Raw genomic sequence first — 19,034 nt, 5'->3', positions numbered from 1 at the left:
CTCTTGCCATTTTATATCTCCTCCTTATTGTCTTCTTGTTTTTGTTCTTCTTTATTATTTGAGACCTTGACCGACGCCGGCCTCAATACCTTGCCGTTCAACTCATATCCTTTTCTCATCACCTCGAGCACCGTGTTCGCCGGATGGGTGTCGTCTTCTATATGCTCGATCGCCTCGTGCTTCTCCGGATCGAAAGGCTGGCCCTTGGGATCTATAGTATTCAATCCGCTGTCCTTTAATATATCCTCGAAATCTCGCCTGACCATCTCGATCCCTTGCAGCAGGACCTTCGCGTCGTTCGTGTTCCTGGCCGAATCTATAGCGCGCTCGAAATCATCCATCACCCTCAAGAGTTCCGTGATGAGCCCTTCGTTCGCGAACTTCAGGAAATCGAGTTTCTCCTTATCCTGCCTCTTCCTGCGGTTATCGTAATCCGCCTGCATCCGCAGCATCTTATCGAGGCACTCATCGGCCTTCGACGCCTTTTCCCTCAGGGCGTTCAGTTCGCTTTCATGTATATGGACTTTCTTATCTTCCGCCAAATGAAGCTCCTTATTATTCGCTTAATCTCGCCAGAAGCCGGCTGAAGGAACTACTGACGTATTCGACCGCGGGGACAGCCCTTGAATAATCCATGCGGGTAGGCCCTATCACGCCGATGCTTCCTATGTTCTGGTTCCCTGCCTTGTAATTTGAGATCACGATACTGCAATCCTTGATATCCTCGAAAAGATTTTCCGCGCCTATGTGGATGCTCGCCTTATCTTCGTTGAGGCCTTGCTCCATTATGTCCAGGATCTCCTCTTCCCCCTCGAGGGCCTTGAGCAACCCCATCACCTTTTCGGCCTCCCTGAATTCGGGCTGCTCGATGATGTGATGCGCCCCTTCAAGCAGGAACCTCTCCTCGCTCTCGTCAAGTATACGGGACATGTTCAGCAGTTCGGACGCTTCCTTGAAGAGATACTGGAACGGGTCGCTCTCGCCGAGGACTTTCCTTAACATATGGCTACCGATCTCGTTCAATTGCAGGCCGTCCAATTCTTCGTTGAGGAACCTGGACACTTTGGAAAGTTCCGATTCTTCGATGGCTTCATGCACTTCAAATATGGAATGTTTCACCATCCCCTGGGCGGTAAACAAAAGCGCGTATATCTTTGTCTTTGTGGCCGGGATAAGTTCGATCCTCTTGAATGTCCTCCTCTTGGCGCACGGGAAACTTACCAGCGAGGCCTGGCCGGTAAGCTGCGATATGATCTTGGCGACCCTCTTTATCAGGTCCTCAAGTTCGTCCGCCTCCTGGCTCAATACGCCTTCGACGAACTCCTTTTCGTTAGAGGTCAACTGTTTCGGCTCCATGATAGAGTCGACATAATACCTGTATCCCCTGTCCGTGGGCATCCTGCCGGCAGAAGTATGCGGATGGGTGATGTAGCCGGCCTCCTCAAGTTCGGCCATGATATTTCTTATCGTAGCCGGGCTGAGGCGCTCCCTGAACTTCTTGGAAACGGCTAAAGAACCGACCGGTATAGCGGTGGAAACGTATGAATCCACCACTATCTCCAGGATTTTGTTTCTCCTTGAAATTGCGTCACTTACAACCATATTAAACTCCTGATTAGCACTCTTTTGGGATGAGTGCTAACTAAAGTTTAGCACAAAAGCCTTTTTTGTCAAGTAAATTTTTTAGGCGGGCAGGCATGTCGGCTTCAAGATAGACATAGTCTCCCTTGAATTCCCTCTTTATTATGCTCGCTTCCCTGTAGACCTGGTTAAGCAGCTTGGCTTCGGACTGGGGGATCGCGGCCTTGACATATAGAAGCGAGGCGAAAAGGATCATCGATATCCTTTGGACCAATTCCCCGAGGTTCTCTTTGCGGAGTGCCGAGACCGGGATGGCATTCTCGAAATCCTTCCTGAGCCGTTCCACGAGGCTTTTATCCGGGACCTTGTCTACCTTGTTAAGGACTGTCACGACGGGTTTATCATGTATGCCCAGCTCTTCCAGGACCTCATAAACCGCCTGGCTCAGTTCGCGGACTATCGGGCTGGACGCGTCGAGGACATGGACGAGCACATCGGCCTCCACTACCTCCTCTAGCGTCGCCTTGAACGCCTCTATAAGATGGTGCGGCAGGTCATGCAGGAACCCGACCGTATCGACGAATACGACTTTTTGGTTGTTCGGTAATATGAACCTGCGCGCGGTAGGGTCGAGAGTCGAGAAGAGCCTGTCCTGCGCTATGACGTCGGAATCGGTAAGGGCATTTAGCAATGTTGATTTGCCCGCGTTAGTATAGCCAATCAGCGAGACTATCGAGAGGTCGCTCTCGTGCCGTTTGCGCCTCAATCCCTCCCTGCGCGCGTGGATCTTCTCAAGCTCATCCTTAAGCTTTACGATCCGCTCCCTTATCTTACGGCGGTCCATCTCGAGTTTCTGTTCGCCCGGGCCCCTCGTCCCGATACCGCCGCCGAGGCGCGAGAGCATTATCCCTTTGCCTTTAAGGCGCGGCAGGAGGTATTGCAGTTGGGCCAGCTCTACCTGCACCTTTCCTTCGATAGAATGCGCCCTGTGCGCGAATATGTCGAGGATAAGCTGGGTCCTGTCGATGACCTTCACGTTCATTATATCTTCAAGGTTCTGCTGCTGGGTCGAGGATAGGTCGTCGCCGAATATGACGACGTCCGCGCCTTTATCCTTGCAGATGAGGCCGATCTCCTCGGCCTTTCCCTTGCCGATATATTGGCCGGCCATCGGGGCTTCTTTGAAACACTCGACGAGGTCGACGACTTGGAGGCCCGCGGACCTGACGAGCTCCCTGAGCTCGAAATTGACGTCGTCAAGCTTCCAGGTGTTTTTGTATTTCCTGTCGAAAAATTCGACCGTGACTAAGAGAGCTTTTTCCATATCTCCCGCGCCGTCTCCCCTGTATCAAAATTATCGTCCAGCGTTATCCACTCTATCCTCTTGTCGCGCCTGAACCACGTGAGCTGGCGTTTCGCGAAATGCCGCGTGTTCCTCTTCACTAATCTTTTCGCCTCTTCCAGGCAGTATTCCCCGTTGAGATGACCTAATACTTCCTTATACCCGAGCGCCTGCGAGGCGGTAAGGCCCAACTTCCCTTCGAGCAGGCCCCTCGTCTCGTTCACCAGGCCTTCGGCGAACATAAGTTCTACGCGTTCGTCTATCTTCCTATATAAGGCCGCGCGTTCCATATTAAGGCCGAAGGCCCTGACTTCATATTTATCGCCCAAACCGGCCGTATTTTTCCTTAACTGCGATATCGGGGCCTTTGCCTTCTCGCAGACCTCGAGCGCCCTTATTATCCTGCGCAGGTCGTTCGCGTGTATCTTTCCGGCGCCCTCTTTATCAGCTTCCTGAAGCCTGCGGTACAAAACCCCTATCCCGAATTCCCCGGCCTCCTGTTCCAGCCGCTCTCTCAATTCCCTGTCAGTCTGGGGCGCCTCGAATATGCCGTCTATGAGCACTTTGACGTACAGTCCGCTGCCGCCGACCAATATCGGCGTCTTGCGCCTTGCTGTTATTTCTTCAATAGCTTTTACGGCGAGGGCGCGGAACCTGGCGACGGAAAATTCCTCCGACGGCTCGACGATATCTATCAGGTGATGCGGTATCGAATTGAGGAGGCATTTCGCGGGCTTTGAGGTGCCGACGTTCATTCCCTTGTAGACCTGCATCGAATCGCAGGATACTATCTCGCATTCGATGAGCTTCGCGAGTTCAAAGGATATGCCGGTCTTGCCTATAGCGGTCGGGCCTACCAGGAATATCAGTCTATCAGCCATATGTTACGGGAGGACCTTTGTCGGGAGCCCTTCGGCGCGGAGTTTTTTCGCGAGATCTTCCGCTTCTTCCCTCGTGTTAAGTTTTCCGACCCTCACTTTATTGGATTCCTCATCCTGCAATTTTACTATCGAGGCATCGTAACCCTTCTTGACAAGTTCGTCGCAGAGCTTGAGCGCGTTCGCCTTCTTGCTGAACGAGCCGACTTGGACGGTAAAATACAGGGTCTCCTCACGCAGGGCCTGCGCGGACATCTGCGCCTCAAAGCTGGACGGGAAATCCGACCTCACCTTCTGGTAATGGTTCCTCGCGTCCCTCCATCTGCCTTCTTTTTGTTCGCATTTGGCGATCCTGAAATAGGCAGTGGCCGCGCCCTGCGACCTGGGGTATCTGCCGATGTAATTTTCGTATTCGGCCATGGCGCCCTTGTAATCGCCGCCAAGGTAATAACTGTCGGCTATGCCGAGCTGCGCGAGCGGGGCCAGGCTGCTCTTCGGGAACGCCTCTACCAATGAATTGAAATTCTTCCTGGCGAGGTCGTACCGGCCCAATTTGTTCAGGCTCGTGCCCATCATGTAGAAGATCTTGTCTTTCTCCTTGGACATCTCAAGGGCCTTTACGCCTTCGCGCACGGTATTCTCGTAGTCGCCGCTCACGAAATATCCTTCTATGGTCCCTGTTGTTTCTGCCTTAGCGGAATTGAAAAATATCCCGCTAAAGAAGACCATGAATAACATAACGCCGACCAGCGTATGCCCAAAGACGGAGCTGATCCTGACCGTCTTTAATCTGCCTATCAGTTCGGACGTCCCGGCCAGGGCGACCTTTATGTTCTGCCTGTTCCTTCCTGTCACTTTATGTTTTTCCTTTCTGCACACTTTTTCAACGAGGACTTCAGTTTGCCCGCCTACGAACTCCTTATCCTTCAGGCCCGACATCTTATCGCGCAGCTTCAGCAGGTCCTGGTTGCGCTCTTCCTTGACTTTTTTCGGCACGTCATCCTCCAGCCCGCTTGCCTTTGCCGGCGGCCGCGGGGAATATTTGAATATGAACGCGGAATTGAACTCCGCGTCCTCCATGAGTTTTTTTGTCATCATGAAATCTTCATCCGATTCCCCGGGATATCCCACTATGACATCGGTAGTTATCGCGCAATCCGGGACATACCTGCGGAGCATCTCGACTTTCTTCAGGTAATCGGCGGCGGTATAGCCCCTGTTCATCGACTTTAAGATTTTATCAGAACCGGACTGCAAAGGCAAATGGAGATGCTCGCATACTCTCGGCAGGTCGCGCATCGCCTTGAATAAATCCTCGCCCGCGTCCTTCGGGTGGCTTGTGAGGAAGCGGATGCGCTCGATGCCATCGATCTCATTAATAAGCTCCAACAATCTAATAAAATCCTGCGGGTCCTGCCTGCCGAGCACCTCGTCCCTGTTGCTTCGGGCAACAGGGCCAAGGGCTCCGTCGGCAGTCACCCGCCGAAACCCTGAATTATACGAATTTACATTTTGCCCCAGCAAAGTAACTTCCTTATATCCTTTATCCGCCAGCGCTTTTATCTCATCTACTATATCCGCGGCCGACCGGCTTACTTCCCTTCCCCTCACATACGGCACTATGCAGTATGAACAGAAATTATTGCAGCCCTCCGTTATAGTCACGAGGGCGGATATGCCTTTCGTATGGTATGCGATATTGCCGACATACGGCCGGGCCTCCTTATCGGTCGCGATGACGGTCTCCCTGCGGTTTGCGAGAATGCTTTCGACCGCCGCGGGAATGTCGTAGATATTGGCAGGCCCGGCGAGAAAATCGACTATAGGCAGCGTTTCTATTATCTTCTTGCCCTGTGACTTGGCCATGCAACCGACTACGCCGATGACCATACCGGGCCTCTTCTTCTTCAGGGCCTTAAGTTCGCCGACATTGCTTATCGCGCGGTCCTCGGCATGCTTTCGGACCGAGCATGTATTGAATATGGCTACGTCCGCCTCTTCGGGCGAACCCGCAAGCGCCCAACCCTTCTCCATGAATATGCCGGCTATCTCCTCCGAGTCCCGGAAGTTCATCTGGCAACCGAACGTCTTTATGTACAGGCTGGGCTTGGTTTTCGATGATTCTTCGGATTTCATACGGTTATAATAATTTTCCCCTCCGCCGCTCATTAACGGACCGGCTTCGTCGCTATGACCGTCCCGAACGCCCTCTGGCGCGGGACTCTCTTTATGGTAATCGGGCCAAAGCCGGCCTTCCTGCAAAGCCCTGCCCATTGCTCAAGGCCCACGCAGTATTCGCCGTCGTTCAATATGTGCTTCTTTCCGTTATCGTACATCCGGGCAAATGCCTTAACACCTACGTCTTTCAGGGCCGGAACCCATTCCTGCACCAGGACGTCTACGATCCGCTTCAGCCTCTTAACATCGCTATGGCTGCCGGTCGTATCCATATCGACCTCACCGATCATCAGGCGGCCGCCCGGCTTAAGGACCTTGAAGATCTTTTTCAGAGCCGGCAGCTTATCCTTAACATGGTGAAGCACGACGGAAGAGACGGCCAGGTCGAAAGTCCCCTCATCGAAACCTAATGACTCCGCGTCCATCTCCTTCAGGCGTACCCTGCCGCCCAATCCCAGTTTATTGATCTTATCCTCGAAAATTGCCATCATCTCTTTTGACAGGTCGATGCCGGTCACGCCGCAATCCGCCTTCTGCAGGAACTTCAGGCTCAATAGCCCTGTCCCGCAGCCGATATCCAGTATCCTGTCCCCGCCCCTGACCGAAGAATTTTTCACCATAAGATCCAGCAGTTCGCGGTGAAAACTGATCTTGCCGAGCGTATTGTCGTATTCGTTGGACCAACGGTTAAACCAGTCCCTTGTAGTTTTATTTTTGCTTTTTATTCCGCGTCTCTTAACCATCTCCTTATTGCCTCCGTTATTATCAGCCTAACTTATGGTGAGGAAAACTATGCCGAGCACGACCAAAAACGTGCCCAGGAGCTTCATCTTGTCTATTTTTTCATTCAGGAATATGTGCGCCGAGAAGAGGATCAGGATATATTGCACACTGCCGAGCGGATATACCAGGCTTAGGTCGCCCTCGGCAAGCGCCATCAGCCATACGATAATGCTTGCGGCCATAACAGCCAACCCGGCCCATATCGACGGCTTCGCGAATATATCGCCTAAAAAGCGGATGTGGCCATCGACCTTCTTGAGGTCATACGCTTCCACCGTATTGGTGGTCTTTTTAAAAAGGAGGTGGCCGACCGACGCGAGGATCTCCGACAATAATACCAGCAATATTATCTTGATCATGGCTGCAGGCCTTTCTCCGCCGGTTTCTTGCTCTGCGACACAAAATATACCCCCAGCACTATACAGGCGATGCCGATCCATCTTACTAGATCTACATGCTCATGCAAAAAGAATATAGCCGCTAACGGCACGAGGATATACGAGGAGCTTCCCACCGGCATCGCTATGCTCAAGTCGACCTTGTATAAGATGACGATCCAGATAAAAAAATTCAGCACGTAAATAAGTATCCCCGCCCACACCAATAATGAGGAGTCGTTCAAGCCTTTCTTCATCACCAACTGGGCTATGGTATCTACGACATCGTTCGATATGATCAGCAGGAATATCTTCAGGTTCAGGTGGCTCTTCATGACGGCTTCTTCTCCTTCGCCTTCCTCAGGTCCGGGTCAAAGTTCTCAAATTTCAGGAATTGGCACATCAGGTTGAAGAACGGCCTCAGCATCCTGTTCCGGAACTTAATATAAAGATAAACGTGCCTGAAATCGAAATCGAGCCTTCTCTTCGGCTCATAGCCGGTAGCGCCTATCTCGTATTTCTTTACGCCGTGGCTTATGCACCAATTCAGGGAATCCCGGAATCCCACGAAATAAAGGTGGTATTCGCGCGCGACGGAGTAATCAAAACCTACATAATAATCGATCATTATTTCTTTCGAGACCAGGCAGAACTGGAACGCGGCAAGTTTCCCTTTTATCCTCCACAGGAAAAATTTCACGCGGCCCGGCATGTTCAGGGATACGTTCCTGAAGAAATCAATGGTCAGCAACTCGAATCCCATATCGTGTTTCGCGACCATATCGAGATAAAGCCTGTAGACATCCCGCAATACACCCTCTTCGAGTTCCTCCGCGATCTCCAGTTCGACCGGGGCGAGGTTATCTGCTTTCCTGAATTTCCTCTTCAGGTCATAGCGGGTAGCCCCGCTTAAGCTCTTCATATATTCCTCAAAATCCTTAAAGCGGACATCGAGCTCGCCAAAGGGAAGGCTGTCAAATCTTGAAAATCCGCGTTCCCGGAGCGGATCCAGCGCGTTCGAATAACTCTTATCGAAATCCTTAAATGCCAGTATCGCGGCGCCGTTCTTCGCCGCTATCTCTTCCATGGCCCCGAGGATCGCGTCCATGACCGCACCCGTATCCCCGGTTATCCCCATCCTACCCAGCCCGATCGGCATTCCGCAAATAAGGGTCTTGATACTCAATATACCCGGCATGCGCTTTTTTACGGAATTTATCATACGCTTAAGCGGCCCCACGATGCTGGTATCCAGCGGGTATCTCATTAAAAAACAGGTAGCGGCCCCCACAGGAGCCTCGCCGTCATAGACCATCAGATAATAAAAGGTGAACTGCTCTAGGCCGGATCCGTCCAGGGTCCTGTAAAAATCATAGCTTTCAAGGACATCAGGGAAGACCTTGTTCCAATCCCCGGCGGGTATCTCGGATATATTTCTTACGATATTAGTTTTTAACGGCGGCCCATCGCGGTGTTTTGAAGCCATCAAATTCATCTCTTCCGCCTGTTAAACCATTTTACGATCTCGCCGGATATGTCCGCCATCACCAGGAGGACGACGATAACCATCAGCCGTATCTTTCCGGCATCGACCGGTTCATTCTCCACCAGGAACTTCGCCTTCAGGTAGAACGCTATGATAATGATCGCGATCCACAGCACCGGCTTGTATTCCTGGCTGCGGAAAAAACGCTCAAGGCTGAAACCCCATTTCTCGCCTTCCCTGTAAGGGAAGGGCGTCGGGAAGAGCGCCGGGACCCTCTTTTTATAGGCGGCGTATTCCTTGAATTTCCTCCCCAGCAGCTCTTCTTCTTCTTTTATCGTGCCCGTATATACGATAGCCATGACGGCCAAGAGCGCCGCGCCTACGTAATAGACCCTCAAGAATATGACAAAGCCCGTTACGAGGAGCAGCGTCCCCAGGTAGAGGGGATGCCGCACGAAGGCATACGGGCCGGAGGTCGTAAGCTTCTCCGTTTTTATCGCGTAACCGTTCGCCCACATCCGGATAAGCTCGCCGGCGGCGATGAACCAGATGCCGTAGCGCAACGACCTGTCATCGCAATTCGCGAAGATAATAAAGACCACCGCGAACGGGTATAGAACGGCGAAGCGTAATTTAAACCACCTCTTGAGCCTTTCCCTGATGTCCATATAGTCCTTTCCCTAATTGAAATAATTATATCACGTATGAAGAAGCAGTTCGAGGATCCTGATATTCGTTTCCTGGTTGACCGAATTTATCTCTGAGGGGCTTTTCCCCTTCGCGCTGTGATCCCGGGGATGGTCCATTCGGCTGATGATCGTCTTGAGCCTGCCCTTGGCCTCCGGGGCCGAATAATCGCCCGTTATATCAACTCCCGCGATATCGCAGTTCTCTTTTATCAGTCTCAATAAGGCCAGCAATCCGGGTAATTCGAGCATCCCCGGCTCCCAGTTGGTCAGCGAATAGGCCGGCTTAAGGCAATCTTTATCGATACTGACGTATACATTCTTTACCTTCAACCCCTGCAATACCTTCAGGAAGAGGCCGCCTGGATCTTCCCGCTTGAGCTCATGCCAGTAGATCGTGCTTATCGGGAATCCCCTCATTACCTCTATAGAGCTGTTGTCGGGCACGCGCCTGAATAAGACCCTCGTGGGCCCGTGCTCATAAGGATAGATGCGCAACCTGTCGCCTCCCAGCGACCCCAGGTTCGCCGTGCAGATCGACGGGCCGGATATGTCATGCGATGAGACGCCCATCAAGACCACGTTCTCTATAGTCTTTCTCTTGAGGATATCGGTTACCCATGAGCCGCATCCCAGCCGGGGAGGCATAATGTCCCAATCCGGGTGGTGGTCGAATACGATGACGCTCAGGGGTTCTTCAAATTGCCCGATAAGGAGGCTGGAGACATGGTGGAAGTCCCCTGATCCGAGGAAGGTTATACGGCCTTTTTCGGCTGGTTTGAGCGCGGCGCGTATTTTTTTAGCGGCCGAGCTGCCCGCCCAAAGACGGCACTCGGGGCCGATCTTTTTCAGGTCTGTGACAGAGGGGTTGAAAGTATCGAGGAGTCGTCTTTGCCCTGTTACACTATCGTCAAAATTAAGAATCCGTACCGGCAATGCCTTTCTTTAACGCCTCCTCGAATAGGTCAACGGCCAAGTCGATCTCGCTCTCCTTGATATAGAAAGAAGGCGCGATCGTAAAAACGTTCTTGTAATAACCGCCCACATCGAGGATAAGCCCCCTCTTCTTAGAGCCGGTCTTCAGGTTCCCGCTCAGGCCGATGTTCATTATAGCGTCGGTGAGCTGCCTGTCCGGCGTAAATCCGTCCTTATGGCAGATCTCGACCCTTAACGCGAGCCCAAGGCCGGATACGTCGCCTATCTGCGGGTACTTTTTCATCAAATTTTTAAGGCGGGATACAAAGTACTCGCCTTTCTTTGGGACGGAAACGGCGAAGTTCTCCTCGTCTATTATCTTGAGCGTTTCCAGGGCGACTGCCGTACCGAGCGAATTAGAGGAAAAAGTCGAGTGCGTCATCCCCGCTGGGAAGACGGCCGGAGAGATCAGCTCTTCCTTGGCCCATATGCCTGAAAGCGGGTTCAGGCCGTTAGTCAGCGCCTTCCCGAATACCACTATATCCGGCGTCACGTTGAAGTGCTCGAGCGCCCAGAATTTACCGGTCCTGAAGAAGCCCATCTGGACCTCGTCATCGACCAGCAATATCTTATACCTGTCGAGTATCTCCTTCAGGCCCGAAAAATAATCCGTCGGCGGGATTATATAGCCGCCGGTCCCCTGGACCGCTTCAATATAGAACGCGGCGAATTCGCACTTATTAGTCTTGTTGTTGACGACCGAATAATATTCGGATTCGAAGAGCCGCTCGAACTGTTTCAGGCAATAGAGGTCGCAATAATCGCGCTTCTTGTCGTATGGGCACCTGAAACAATAGGGATAGGGTATGAAACAGGCCCTGTCCGAGAAGTGGCCGTATTTCTCCCTGTACCGGTAACTCGAGGTGATGGATGAGGCGGCCAGCGTACGGCCGTGATAGCCTCCCATAAAGGCGAAGACGAGCGATTTGCCGCCGGAAGAGTTCCTGACCACTTTAAGCGAGTCCTCTATGGCCGCGGAACCGCCGACGTTGAAATGGACCCTTCCTTTAGTCTCGTAGGTCCGCTCCATCCTCTGCGCCAGTTTAGCCGCCACTAGTATCTTTTCTTCGTGTAAATACTGGCAGGCGAGCTGGGGCAGCTTATCGAGCTGTTTCTTGAGGGCCGCGTTCAGCCGCTTGTTCTTGTAACCGAAGTTGGCGGCCGAATACCACATCTGGAGGTCGAGATACTCGGTCCCCTGCTTGTCATACAGGTAGATGCCCTCGGAACGGTCGAAGATATTCAACTTGTCCGAATAATGGACAGTATCTCCCCATGAACAATACCTGGCCTCTAAGTCCAGGAGTTTATTTTCTCTTGATCGCGAAGAGCTCTTGCCCAGCTTCTGTTTCGATAACATTACCCGCCTCCTGGAACCAGCTATAGACATCTCTTAAGTTCTTGAACGGTATGAATTCTTTCTTGGTTTTCGTGAAATGCTCCTGAAGGCTCCCTTTTGCGAAAACGATATCGGAATGTTCGGCCGGGCAGATATCGGAAAGGCCGTCCCCGATATATATATTGGTCCTTCCGCGCCCGCGCAATTTAAAGATGTGCGTCTTCTTGCAGTTCGCGCAATGGGAGCAGGATTTGTCGGTATGCGGGAAGGTCGGGATAAGTTTATTTTTCGAGAAACGCAGCCTGTTTGAATACAGTTTTATGCCATGCACGCCGTTCTTGCTCAGGATGCGCTCTATGAAGAAAGAAAAACTGTCGCTTAATATCGCCGTCTCTGCGCCCTTGCGTTTCAGGTACCCGAACAACTCCTGGAAATTATCGTCTAGCCGGACCTTATCGAGATAACGGGACAGCTTTGGTTTCGTCGCCCTGACCGAGCGCATCTGCCACTTAAGGCATTCCCTTGAGCCGATCTCCCCTTTCTGCCACGCGTTCTCAAAGACCACCCAATCCCTGTTGATCGAGAATTTCTCGATGATATCGTCCAGGACGTCGAAAGCGGTCATGGTATTGTCGAAATCGAAATAGACGTTGCATTTGGAAAAATCGAGCGGCATCTTTACCATTATTTCGCGTCTCCGTTGTGTATTTTCTCGAAGAACTCCTCCATCCTGGCGGTCACGGTCTTGCGCTCCTGGTCAGCTGTTATGCAATGGTAGGAATCATATAACATCACCATCTCTTTTGTCTTCGAACCGACCCCGTCATAAATGAACTGGGAATTTTTTACGCTCGACATATCGTCGTCCTTGGCCTGGATGAGCTGGACCGGCACGGTTATACTCTTAAGCCTCCCGGTCAAGTACCTGACGAGCGATTTAAGCTGGCAGAGCAGGACCACAGGAAAGAAAGGATAGCCGTATTCGGCGATCTTCTCGGTGTCGCCGAGGTCAGCGGACGAGTAATAGCTATGCAGGCGATCCTGCATCTGTTTGTTCTTCACCCCGTAAGGGGGATCTTCCTTGTGATAGAAGAAATTCCTCAATGGGGTATGGGTAGCCAGGGGGAAAAGGAAATTATACCACGGTGTGTTCCAGCCGTCATAGAAGAGCGTCGGGGAGAGGCATGATACGCCCTTTATCTTTTCGGGAAACTCATCGGCTAGCAAAAGGGCCAACAGGGCGCCCATAGACAACCCTGAAGCGACTATGAAATCATGGTCGTCCTTGACCTTAATATAGGCTTCCCTGACCGACTGGTAGAAATCCTGCCATCTCGTGTCCTTCAAGACATCGAGCGGGGCGCCATGGTTCTTCAGGCGAGGGCATATGACGGTATATCCCCTCTTATTCAGGGCTACCCCAAGGCTTTTCATCTCGTTCGGCGTTCCGGTCAACCCGTGTATAAGGATGGCCGCGCAGCCGTTCTGCCCCTTTAGGAATATCCCGTCACCCAACTCGGGAACATCCTTCTTAACCGCCCTTCCCGAGTTGAGAGAAAATATCAATGCCATGGTGGTAATTATACTATATCTTCTTTAATTTTGCCAGAAAAAAACCTTCCATATGCTCGTTCGGGAGTATCCTCAGGGCCAGGCCCAGATCGCCCGAGAACCTCTTCCCCTCCCACGACGTAAGGCCGCGGACCTTGTTCGGCAAAGGTATATCCGCCGGGACCGCGCGGAGCCCCTCGAACTTATTCAAGGCCCAGTCTACCACCTCCTCGTTCTCCTCGGGGGAGAACGTGCAGGTGGAATAGACCAGTTCCCCGCCCGGCCTCAGCGCCGAGATCCCGGAGTATATAAGAACTTTCTGCGTATGCGAAAGGTCCGCAACCTTCTTCCGGCTCCAGGGCTTAAAAGTCTTCGGGTCGCGCAGATAGAATAACGCCTCTCCCGAGCACGGGGCGTCGACCAGTACCTTGTCGAAATAGCCGGGATATTCCTTCCCTATCGCCATGCCGTCCGCGAGTATGACCTTGGCGGGACCCACTCCCTGTATCTTCAGCGTCGCCAGGAGTTTCTGGTGCCTTATCTCCATCTTCTCGACCGCGACAAGCTCCGCTTCCCCGCCCGTAAGCGAGGCTATCTGGCTCGTCTTCGCGCCCGGCGCCGCGCACAGGTCGAGGATCTTCTCTCCTCTGCGTGGGTCGAGGAGCAGCGGCGGTATCATGCTCGACACATTTTGCATATATACCTTGCCTCCGGTGTACAGAGAGCTCTTACGGAGGGCTTTCGGCTCCGACCGCAGGATGAAACTCCCTTTCGGCCAATGGAGTTCCCGGTACCTTATACCTTCCCTGTCCAGGTCCTCTTTAAGTTCTTCCAGTCCTGTTTTAAGGTAATTTACCCTGAAGGTCTGTTCTTTTTTGTGGAGGAACGATTCGAAAACTTTAGGGAAGGTCCCGGGGTATATTTTTTTGAGCTTCTCTATGAACTCAGCCGGCAGCTCGTAGAAGACGGCTTTCACTTCTGTTTCTTCCCCGCCTCTCTCTGCCTGGCTATCTCGTAACAAAATATTGCCGCCGAGATCGCGACATTAAAAGAGAGCGCCGCGCCGGGCATCGGCAGGGTCACCTTGAGTTCGATATGTTTCGAGACGCCGTGGTGTATGCCCTTGCCTTCGGAACCGAGGACGAGGCAAAGCGGGAACGGGAAAGAGGCCTTATTGAGGTCCTCGCCGCCCCCGACCACCGCGCCGGCCGCCCAATATCCCGCCTCCTTGGCGTGTATCAGGGCGTTCGAGAGGTTGTTTATCCTGCAGACCCGGACATAATTCTCCCCGCCCGAGGCGACGTTCAGGACCGTCTCGTTCACGTCGCACGAGTCCCGCTCCGGGATGACTATCGCGAAATTCCCGAAACACGCGGAGGTCCTTATGACGGCGCCGAGGTTCTGCGGGTCGGTGATACCGTCGAGCATGATGAAAGTCGGCTTGATGCCGTCTTCCCTCTTCAGGAGCCCTTCAAAGGACGAATATTCGAAAGGATCGGCCTCGGCAATTATCCCCTGGAGGCGCTCGCTGTGCTTCATCTTGAACAATTCCCTCTCGGCTACCCGCTTTATCGGGGTGCGGTGGAGCTTCGCCGCCTCGAATATCTCCGCGTCGTCGAAATTTTCGGATATCATCACCATCCTCAGGCTCTTCGGGTTCGCCCTCATGCGCTCGAGGATGGAGTTCCTCCCGTAAAGCAGCACCGGGTTATTTCTTCCCATCTTCTTCCTCCTCGTCTTTATCCTCGACCTTCGCCTCGACGTCGATCACATCGCTGTCATTATGATTTTGACGATGCGATGGTAGCGGAGACCCGCTGCCATCACGGTAATGATAGACCTTGAACCTGCCCTGCGGGCTTACGAAGAGGCTAAGGAAAAAACTTATCGCGCTGAAACACAGCGCTCCCCAGAAAGCGGCCCAGAAATCATCGATGATGAAACCCTCGACTATCTTCGAGACGAGATAGAAGAAGAAACCGTTCAGGAAAAGCGTGAATATCCCGAGCGAGAGGATGGTCAAAGGCAGCGTGAGAGCGAAGACGATCGGCCTCAGCGTGGCGTTTATGAGCCCGAGGACGAGCGCGGCCATCACCGTGGCCAGCCTGCCCTCTGAGTGTATCCCGGGCACTATACTAATGACCAGTATCATCGCCGCTATATTTATAATCCATCTCAAAAGAAAACCCTTCACCGGCGCCTCCTATTTTATCTGTATGGAGAGCAGGAAGATGTCGTCTGCCTGCGTCCCTTCCTGGTATTTCCCGACTTCGGCAAGCAGGTCCTCGTTAAAGGCGGCAACGTCGAGCGCGCCTTTACCCCTGACAAATTGTTCGAAGCGCGCATAGCCGAACTCTTCCCCGGCCTTATTCTTCGCCTCGATCAACCCGTCGGTGAAAAGGAATATCCTGTCGCCTCTCTCGAAATTTATCTTTACCTGGTATACGTCGCTCGTCTCCATTCCTATCCCCATCAGGAACGTCTGCGATTCCATGAGGACGATCTTCTTATCGGCCTTCTGGAATAATATCTGCGGCGGATGGCCATAATTTGAATATACCAGTTTCTTGTCCGAAAAATCTATCACCCCGCAGAACGCGCTGAGGAATATCCCTATCTTCCCGAAGTCGGATTTTATGAAATTGTCGAGCTTCTTCAGTATCTCGCCGGGCGGCAGGTTATCGCGGACGAGCCCCTCGATCTCGGTATGTATCCTGTTGACGAGCAGGGCGGCCGAGACGCCGTGGCCCGTCATGTCCGCTATCATGAAAAGGAGGCGGTTCTTGTCCAGGAAATGGAACTTGGCGTAGTCGCCGCCCATATAAAGCATCGGCCTGTAATCGACCGCGACGTCAACGAGGTCGGTCTTTATCGATTTGGGCATGAGGCCGCTGTGTATCCTGTTGGCGAGCTCGAGCTCCTCGACCATTATCCTGCTCTTCTCCTCGATCTCTTTCTTGAGGACGAAATCCTTCTGCCTCATTATGCCCTCGTTCCTTTTCACGACCATGCATATTAAGGCCGCGACGATAAGCAATGTCACATTTATGCCGAAGATGTCCGTACGCACGTAATTGACGTAATTGATGCGTATATTGCTCATGCTGTATACGCCCGTAAAAATTATCAGCGTATAGGCGCCGAGTATGCCCGTCTCGATCATGTTCCACGGCAGGAGCAGCGCGCTTACGAAGAACGCTATCAGGACGAGGGTTATCCCGAGGTTAGTGATGACGTCGGGGTGCGCCGCGGCGGCCAGGATGGAGATGGAGATTATTATTATGCTGAAAAAGAAACCCCTGATTTTTTGCGCCGTGAGCTTTTTGGCGAACTTCCCGGTCGTCAGCAGGACCAGGAAAAGAACGCGCCTCCCAGGATCCCGGGCATGTCCTTGGTGCCAAGCAGCCTCCTGAATAAGAACCACGCGACGACCACCTCTATCGTGAAGGCGCTCAGCGCTATATAACAAAAGAGGTTAACGCGCTGGGCAAAGATATTCTTAAGTTCGCCCCTGTATTCTTCCCTGAGCCTATCGGGTATGATCGCGCCGGCCATTTATTCACTCACCAATAGGGGTCATTTCTACTATCGGAGAATCCAGCGAGCTTTCAAGCCCCTGGAATTTCAGCCATTCGTAAGGCGGTTCGCATGAATACCATTCGTAATTCCTGGTTATGAACATCTTCACGGGATTGAATAGCCCTATCTCGGGGTCAACGGTTATCTTATACGCTTCGCGCGTCTTGCCGTTAACGGTCACTTCCTCCCTGGCTACCACCCTGAGTGTTACGCGGTAAAGTTCGGTGTCGTCGCCGAGGAGATAGGCGGTCTTTTTCTTTTGCCCCGCCTCCAGGAACATCTCTATATAATCATCCATGACCATGCCGTTTATTATATCGCCGTCATATTTGAGCGTCTTTTTCTTTACTTTGCCGGTAAGCAGGTCCTTTACCTCGCATTCGACCGTTCTTTTGTCAGGGTAAAACCTATGCGCCGATTCGCGGATCGGCTTACCTGACTCGGAGAAGACCTTTTCGTCCATGCTGAGCGGGGTAAGGCGTTCTTTGTTCTTTATATAACGCATCTCGCGCGTCCGGGATGTTATGCCGTCAGAGCCGTGATACCGGCCTTTTATCTCTTCCGCCATAAGATAATTATCCTTCTCTCCCTTCACGGGCGTCACCGTTATGTTGGACTCCCAGAGTTTTTCACCTTTCACATCCACGCACTTATAACGGAAGGTGTCCGTTTTCCCTCCTTCGGCGTACAGCGCCGAGGTGGCCGCCAGCATAAATATGACCGCTAAAATTTTTTTCATTCGGTTATCTCCTCTTCGAGCTTTTCTATCAGGTCCCTGATATCCTTGATCGTCCCGGCAGGCAGGAGTTTCGATATCTCGATGTCATTTTTCAGGGCTTTCAATGTGGCGACCACTCTTTTTACGGCGGCCTCTTTCCTCATCTTCCTGGCTTCCTGCGGATCGGCCTCCTCCCGCTGCCTCATAAGCGCGGTCAGGTCCTTCCTCACATCGCGGACGTCCCTGCCCCTTTCGAATACGTTCTTCTTTAGCGACTCGTAGTCGGACTCGCCTATCTCTTTCTTGTTTTTAGCGAGGCGCAGCAGGTTTACCGATTCGTAGCTCGGCATGCTCGCGGCGCCGGAAGGGTCGGCCGCCTCCTTTTTCCGGAGGTATTGGGGCTCTTCTTTTTCGAGGAAATAATACGACTTTAAAAGTTTCATCACCGTATCTTTCCTCACGCCGACCTCCTTTGACGCATATGCTTCAAAGGTCAGGTACCCCCAATCCCGGTAGAGTTTGTCTTTCCAGACAGAATAGAGCGACTGGCCGAGCTCTATCCATGATGTCTTGAAATTAATGACATTTTGCAGGACCCTGTAACGGATCGAGCCCTCATCCAGCCCTTCCATCTTCCGCTCTATGTTCTCTATCGCTTTTGTCTTCACTTGACGGCTACCGTCTCCTCTTTCCGCTCATTTTTTACGGTTTTTTGTCCGGGGCACTCGCCGGTCCAGCAATAAACGCAAATCCTCTCCTTCGGCAGGCCGATCGCCTTTACCATATCCTCGAGGAGCTGGTAACGCAGCGTCGTCACGCCGAGGTCCTTCCTTATCCATTCGACCATGTTCCTGTATTTTTCGGAACCATGATCGACGTATTCCGAGACATTTTCGATGTCATGGCCTTCCAGCGCCTTTATCGCCTTGCGCGCGGCGAGTTCCTGTATGCTGCGCGTCGAAAGGCAGAACTTGCACGGGAACATGAGCGGCGGGCACGCGGGCCTGACGTGCACTTCCTTCGCGCCGTTATCCCACAGCTTGTTGACCGTGAAATTCTTGAGCTGTGTCCCCCTGACTATCGAATCCTCGCACAGGACTATCCTGTTTCCGGTTATGATCTCTTTTATCGGGATAAGTTTCATCCTCGCTATGAGGTCGCGCGTCCTCTGTGACGGCGGCGTATAGCTCCTGCCGTATCCGGGCGAATATTTCACAAGCGGGCGCCTGTATGGTTTTTTGGATTCCATAGCGTATCCGAGGGCGTGGGCAGAGCCGGAATCCGGCACTCCCGCGACTACATCCACCTCTATATCTATATCGCGTTTGGCCAGATGCCTGCCGCACTTTTCCCTTACTATCTCGGTATTTATGCCCTCGTAATCCGACGCCGGGAAACCCGAGTATATCCACAGGAACGAACAGACCTGGTTCGTCTTCCCTCCGGGCTTCCTCTGGACCATACCCTCGCCGTTCAGCAGGACGATCTCGCCGGGCTCGAGGAATTTTACCGTCTGGAATTCAAGGTTGGGGAAAGCGGTCGTCTCCGAGGCCACCGCCCA

The 19,034-nt window shown here is 52.5% G+C and carries 22 protein-coding genes; all 22 read right to left on the bottom strand.

The window, feature by feature from the left end:
* Positions 1-11: 11 nt before the first annotated feature.
* Entirely contained in the window at positions 12-542 is a 531-nt protein-coding gene (locus WC317_07240; protein MFA5339922.1) for a nucleotide exchange factor GrpE, read from the bottom strand.
* A gap of 13 nt (positions 543-555) precedes the next feature.
* The gene (gene hrcA / locus WC317_07235; GenBank protein ID MFA5339921.1) at positions 556-1,602 is read right to left on the bottom strand and encodes a heat-inducible transcriptional repressor HrcA; all 1,047 of its coding nucleotides are present in this window, start codon (positions 1,600-1,602) and stop codon (positions 556-558) included.
* Between the two features lie 40 nt (positions 1,603-1,642).
* Positions 1,643-2,905 carry a GTPase HflX gene (hflX, locus tag WC317_07230; protein ID MFA5339920.1) on the bottom strand — a complete coding sequence of 421 codons (1,263 nt, stop codon included), beginning with the start codon at positions 2,903-2,905 and terminating at the stop codon, positions 1,643-1,645.
* Positions 2,887-3,804, bottom strand: a complete 918-nt coding sequence (gene miaA, locus WC317_07225) for a tRNA (adenosine(37)-N6)-dimethylallyltransferase MiaA (protein MFA5339919.1) — start codon at positions 3,802-3,804, stop codon at positions 2,887-2,889. The genes hflX and miaA overlap by 19 nt, the downstream gene beginning before the upstream one ends.
* A 3-nt stretch (positions 3,805-3,807) precedes the next feature.
* A complete protein-coding gene (miaB, locus tag WC317_07220) occupies positions 3,808-5,937 on the bottom strand; it encodes a tRNA (N6-isopentenyl adenosine(37)-C2)-methylthiotransferase MiaB (GenBank protein MFA5339918.1) in 2,130 nt (709 codons plus the stop codon).
* Between the two features lie 32 nt (positions 5,938-5,969).
* A complete protein-coding gene (locus WC317_07215; protein MFA5339917.1) occupies positions 5,970-6,722 on the bottom strand; it encodes a class I SAM-dependent methyltransferase in 753 nt (250 codons plus the stop codon).
* 27 nt (positions 6,723-6,749) lie between these two features.
* Entirely contained in the window at positions 6,750-7,121 is a 372-nt protein-coding gene (locus WC317_07210) for an EamA family transporter (GenBank protein MFA5339916.1), read from the bottom strand.
* Positions 7,118-7,474, bottom strand: coding sequence for an EamA family transporter (locus WC317_07205; GenBank protein ID MFA5339915.1), 357 nt, complete (start codon positions 7,472-7,474; stop codon positions 7,118-7,120). The genes WC317_07210 and WC317_07205 overlap by 4 nt, the downstream gene beginning before the upstream one ends.
* Positions 7,471-8,634 (bottom strand): GNAT family N-acetyltransferase, encoded by a 1,164-nt coding sequence (locus WC317_07200; protein ID MFA5339914.1) that lies wholly within the window; start codon positions 8,632-8,634, stop codon positions 7,471-7,473. Before WC317_07200 ends, WC317_07205 begins: the two co-directional genes overlap by 4 nt.
* The gene (locus WC317_07195; protein MFA5339913.1) at positions 8,631-9,293 is read right to left on the bottom strand and encodes an isoprenylcysteine carboxylmethyltransferase family protein; all 663 of its coding nucleotides are present in this window, start codon (positions 9,291-9,293) and stop codon (positions 8,631-8,633) included. Before WC317_07195 ends, WC317_07200 begins: the two co-directional genes overlap by 4 nt.
* Before the next feature lie 30 nt (positions 9,294-9,323).
* Entirely contained in the window at positions 9,324-10,247 is a 924-nt protein-coding gene (locus WC317_07190; protein MFA5339912.1) for a hypothetical protein, read from the bottom strand.
* The gene (locus tag WC317_07185) at positions 10,228-11,646 is read right to left on the bottom strand and encodes an aminotransferase class III-fold pyridoxal phosphate-dependent enzyme (protein ID MFA5339911.1); all 1,419 of its coding nucleotides are present in this window, start codon (positions 11,644-11,646) and stop codon (positions 10,228-10,230) included. Before WC317_07185 ends, WC317_07190 begins: the two co-directional genes overlap by 20 nt.
* Positions 11,594-12,310, bottom strand: coding sequence for an MtnX-like HAD-IB family phosphatase (locus WC317_07180; GenBank protein ID MFA5339910.1), 717 nt, complete (start codon positions 12,308-12,310; stop codon positions 11,594-11,596). Before WC317_07180 ends, WC317_07185 begins: the two co-directional genes overlap by 53 nt.
* The gene (locus WC317_07175) at positions 12,310-13,197 is read right to left on the bottom strand and encodes an alpha/beta fold hydrolase (GenBank protein ID MFA5339909.1); all 888 of its coding nucleotides are present in this window, start codon (positions 13,195-13,197) and stop codon (positions 12,310-12,312) included. Before WC317_07175 ends, WC317_07180 begins: the two co-directional genes overlap by 1 nt.
* Before the next feature lie 13 nt (positions 13,198-13,210).
* Entirely contained in the window at positions 13,211-14,152 is a 942-nt protein-coding gene (locus WC317_07170; GenBank protein ID MFA5339908.1) for an RsmB/NOP family class I SAM-dependent RNA methyltransferase, read from the bottom strand.
* Positions 14,149-14,898: a 23S rRNA (guanosine(2251)-2'-O)-methyltransferase RlmB gene (rlmB, locus tag WC317_07165; GenBank protein ID MFA5339907.1), complete on the bottom strand. Its 750-nt coding sequence runs from the start codon at positions 14,896-14,898 to the stop codon at positions 14,149-14,151. The genes WC317_07170 and rlmB overlap by 4 nt, the downstream gene beginning before the upstream one ends.
* Positions 14,885-15,355 (bottom strand): phage holin family protein, encoded by a 471-nt coding sequence (locus tag WC317_07160; protein ID MFA5339906.1) that lies wholly within the window; start codon positions 15,353-15,355, stop codon positions 14,885-14,887. Before WC317_07160 ends, rlmB begins: the two co-directional genes overlap by 14 nt.
* A 24-nt stretch (positions 15,356-15,379) precedes the next feature.
* On the bottom strand, positions 15,380-16,600 hold the full coding sequence (locus WC317_07155; protein ID MFA5339905.1) for a PP2C family protein-serine/threonine phosphatase: 1,221 nt from the start codon (positions 16,598-16,600) through the stop codon (positions 15,380-15,382).
* Positions 16,519-16,731 (bottom strand): hypothetical protein, encoded by a 213-nt coding sequence (locus tag WC317_07150; GenBank protein ID MFA5339904.1) that lies wholly within the window; start codon positions 16,729-16,731, stop codon positions 16,519-16,521. Before WC317_07150 ends, WC317_07155 begins: the two co-directional genes overlap by 82 nt.
* Positions 16,732-16,735: 4 nt before the next feature.
* A complete protein-coding gene (locus tag WC317_07145) occupies positions 16,736-17,494 on the bottom strand; it encodes a hypothetical protein (protein MFA5339903.1) in 759 nt (252 codons plus the stop codon).
* Positions 17,491-18,141 carry a hypothetical protein gene (locus tag WC317_07140; protein MFA5339902.1) on the bottom strand — a complete coding sequence of 217 codons (651 nt, stop codon included), beginning with the start codon at positions 18,139-18,141 and terminating at the stop codon, positions 17,491-17,493. Before WC317_07140 ends, WC317_07145 begins: the two co-directional genes overlap by 4 nt.
* A partial coding sequence (locus tag WC317_07135; protein MFA5339901.1) for an amidophosphoribosyltransferase occupies positions 18,138-19,034 on the bottom strand: 897 nt, incomplete at its 5' end. The genes WC317_07135 and WC317_07140, both read right to left, overlap by 4 nt.

The organism is Candidatus Omnitrophota bacterium (assembly GCA_041653595.1).
Lineage (GTDB): Bacteria > Omnitrophota > Gorgyraeia > Pluralincolimonadales > Pluralincolimonadaceae > Pluralincolimonas.
Note: the sequence above shows the minus strand (reverse complement) of the source record. Positions and strands in the feature narration are given on the sequence as shown.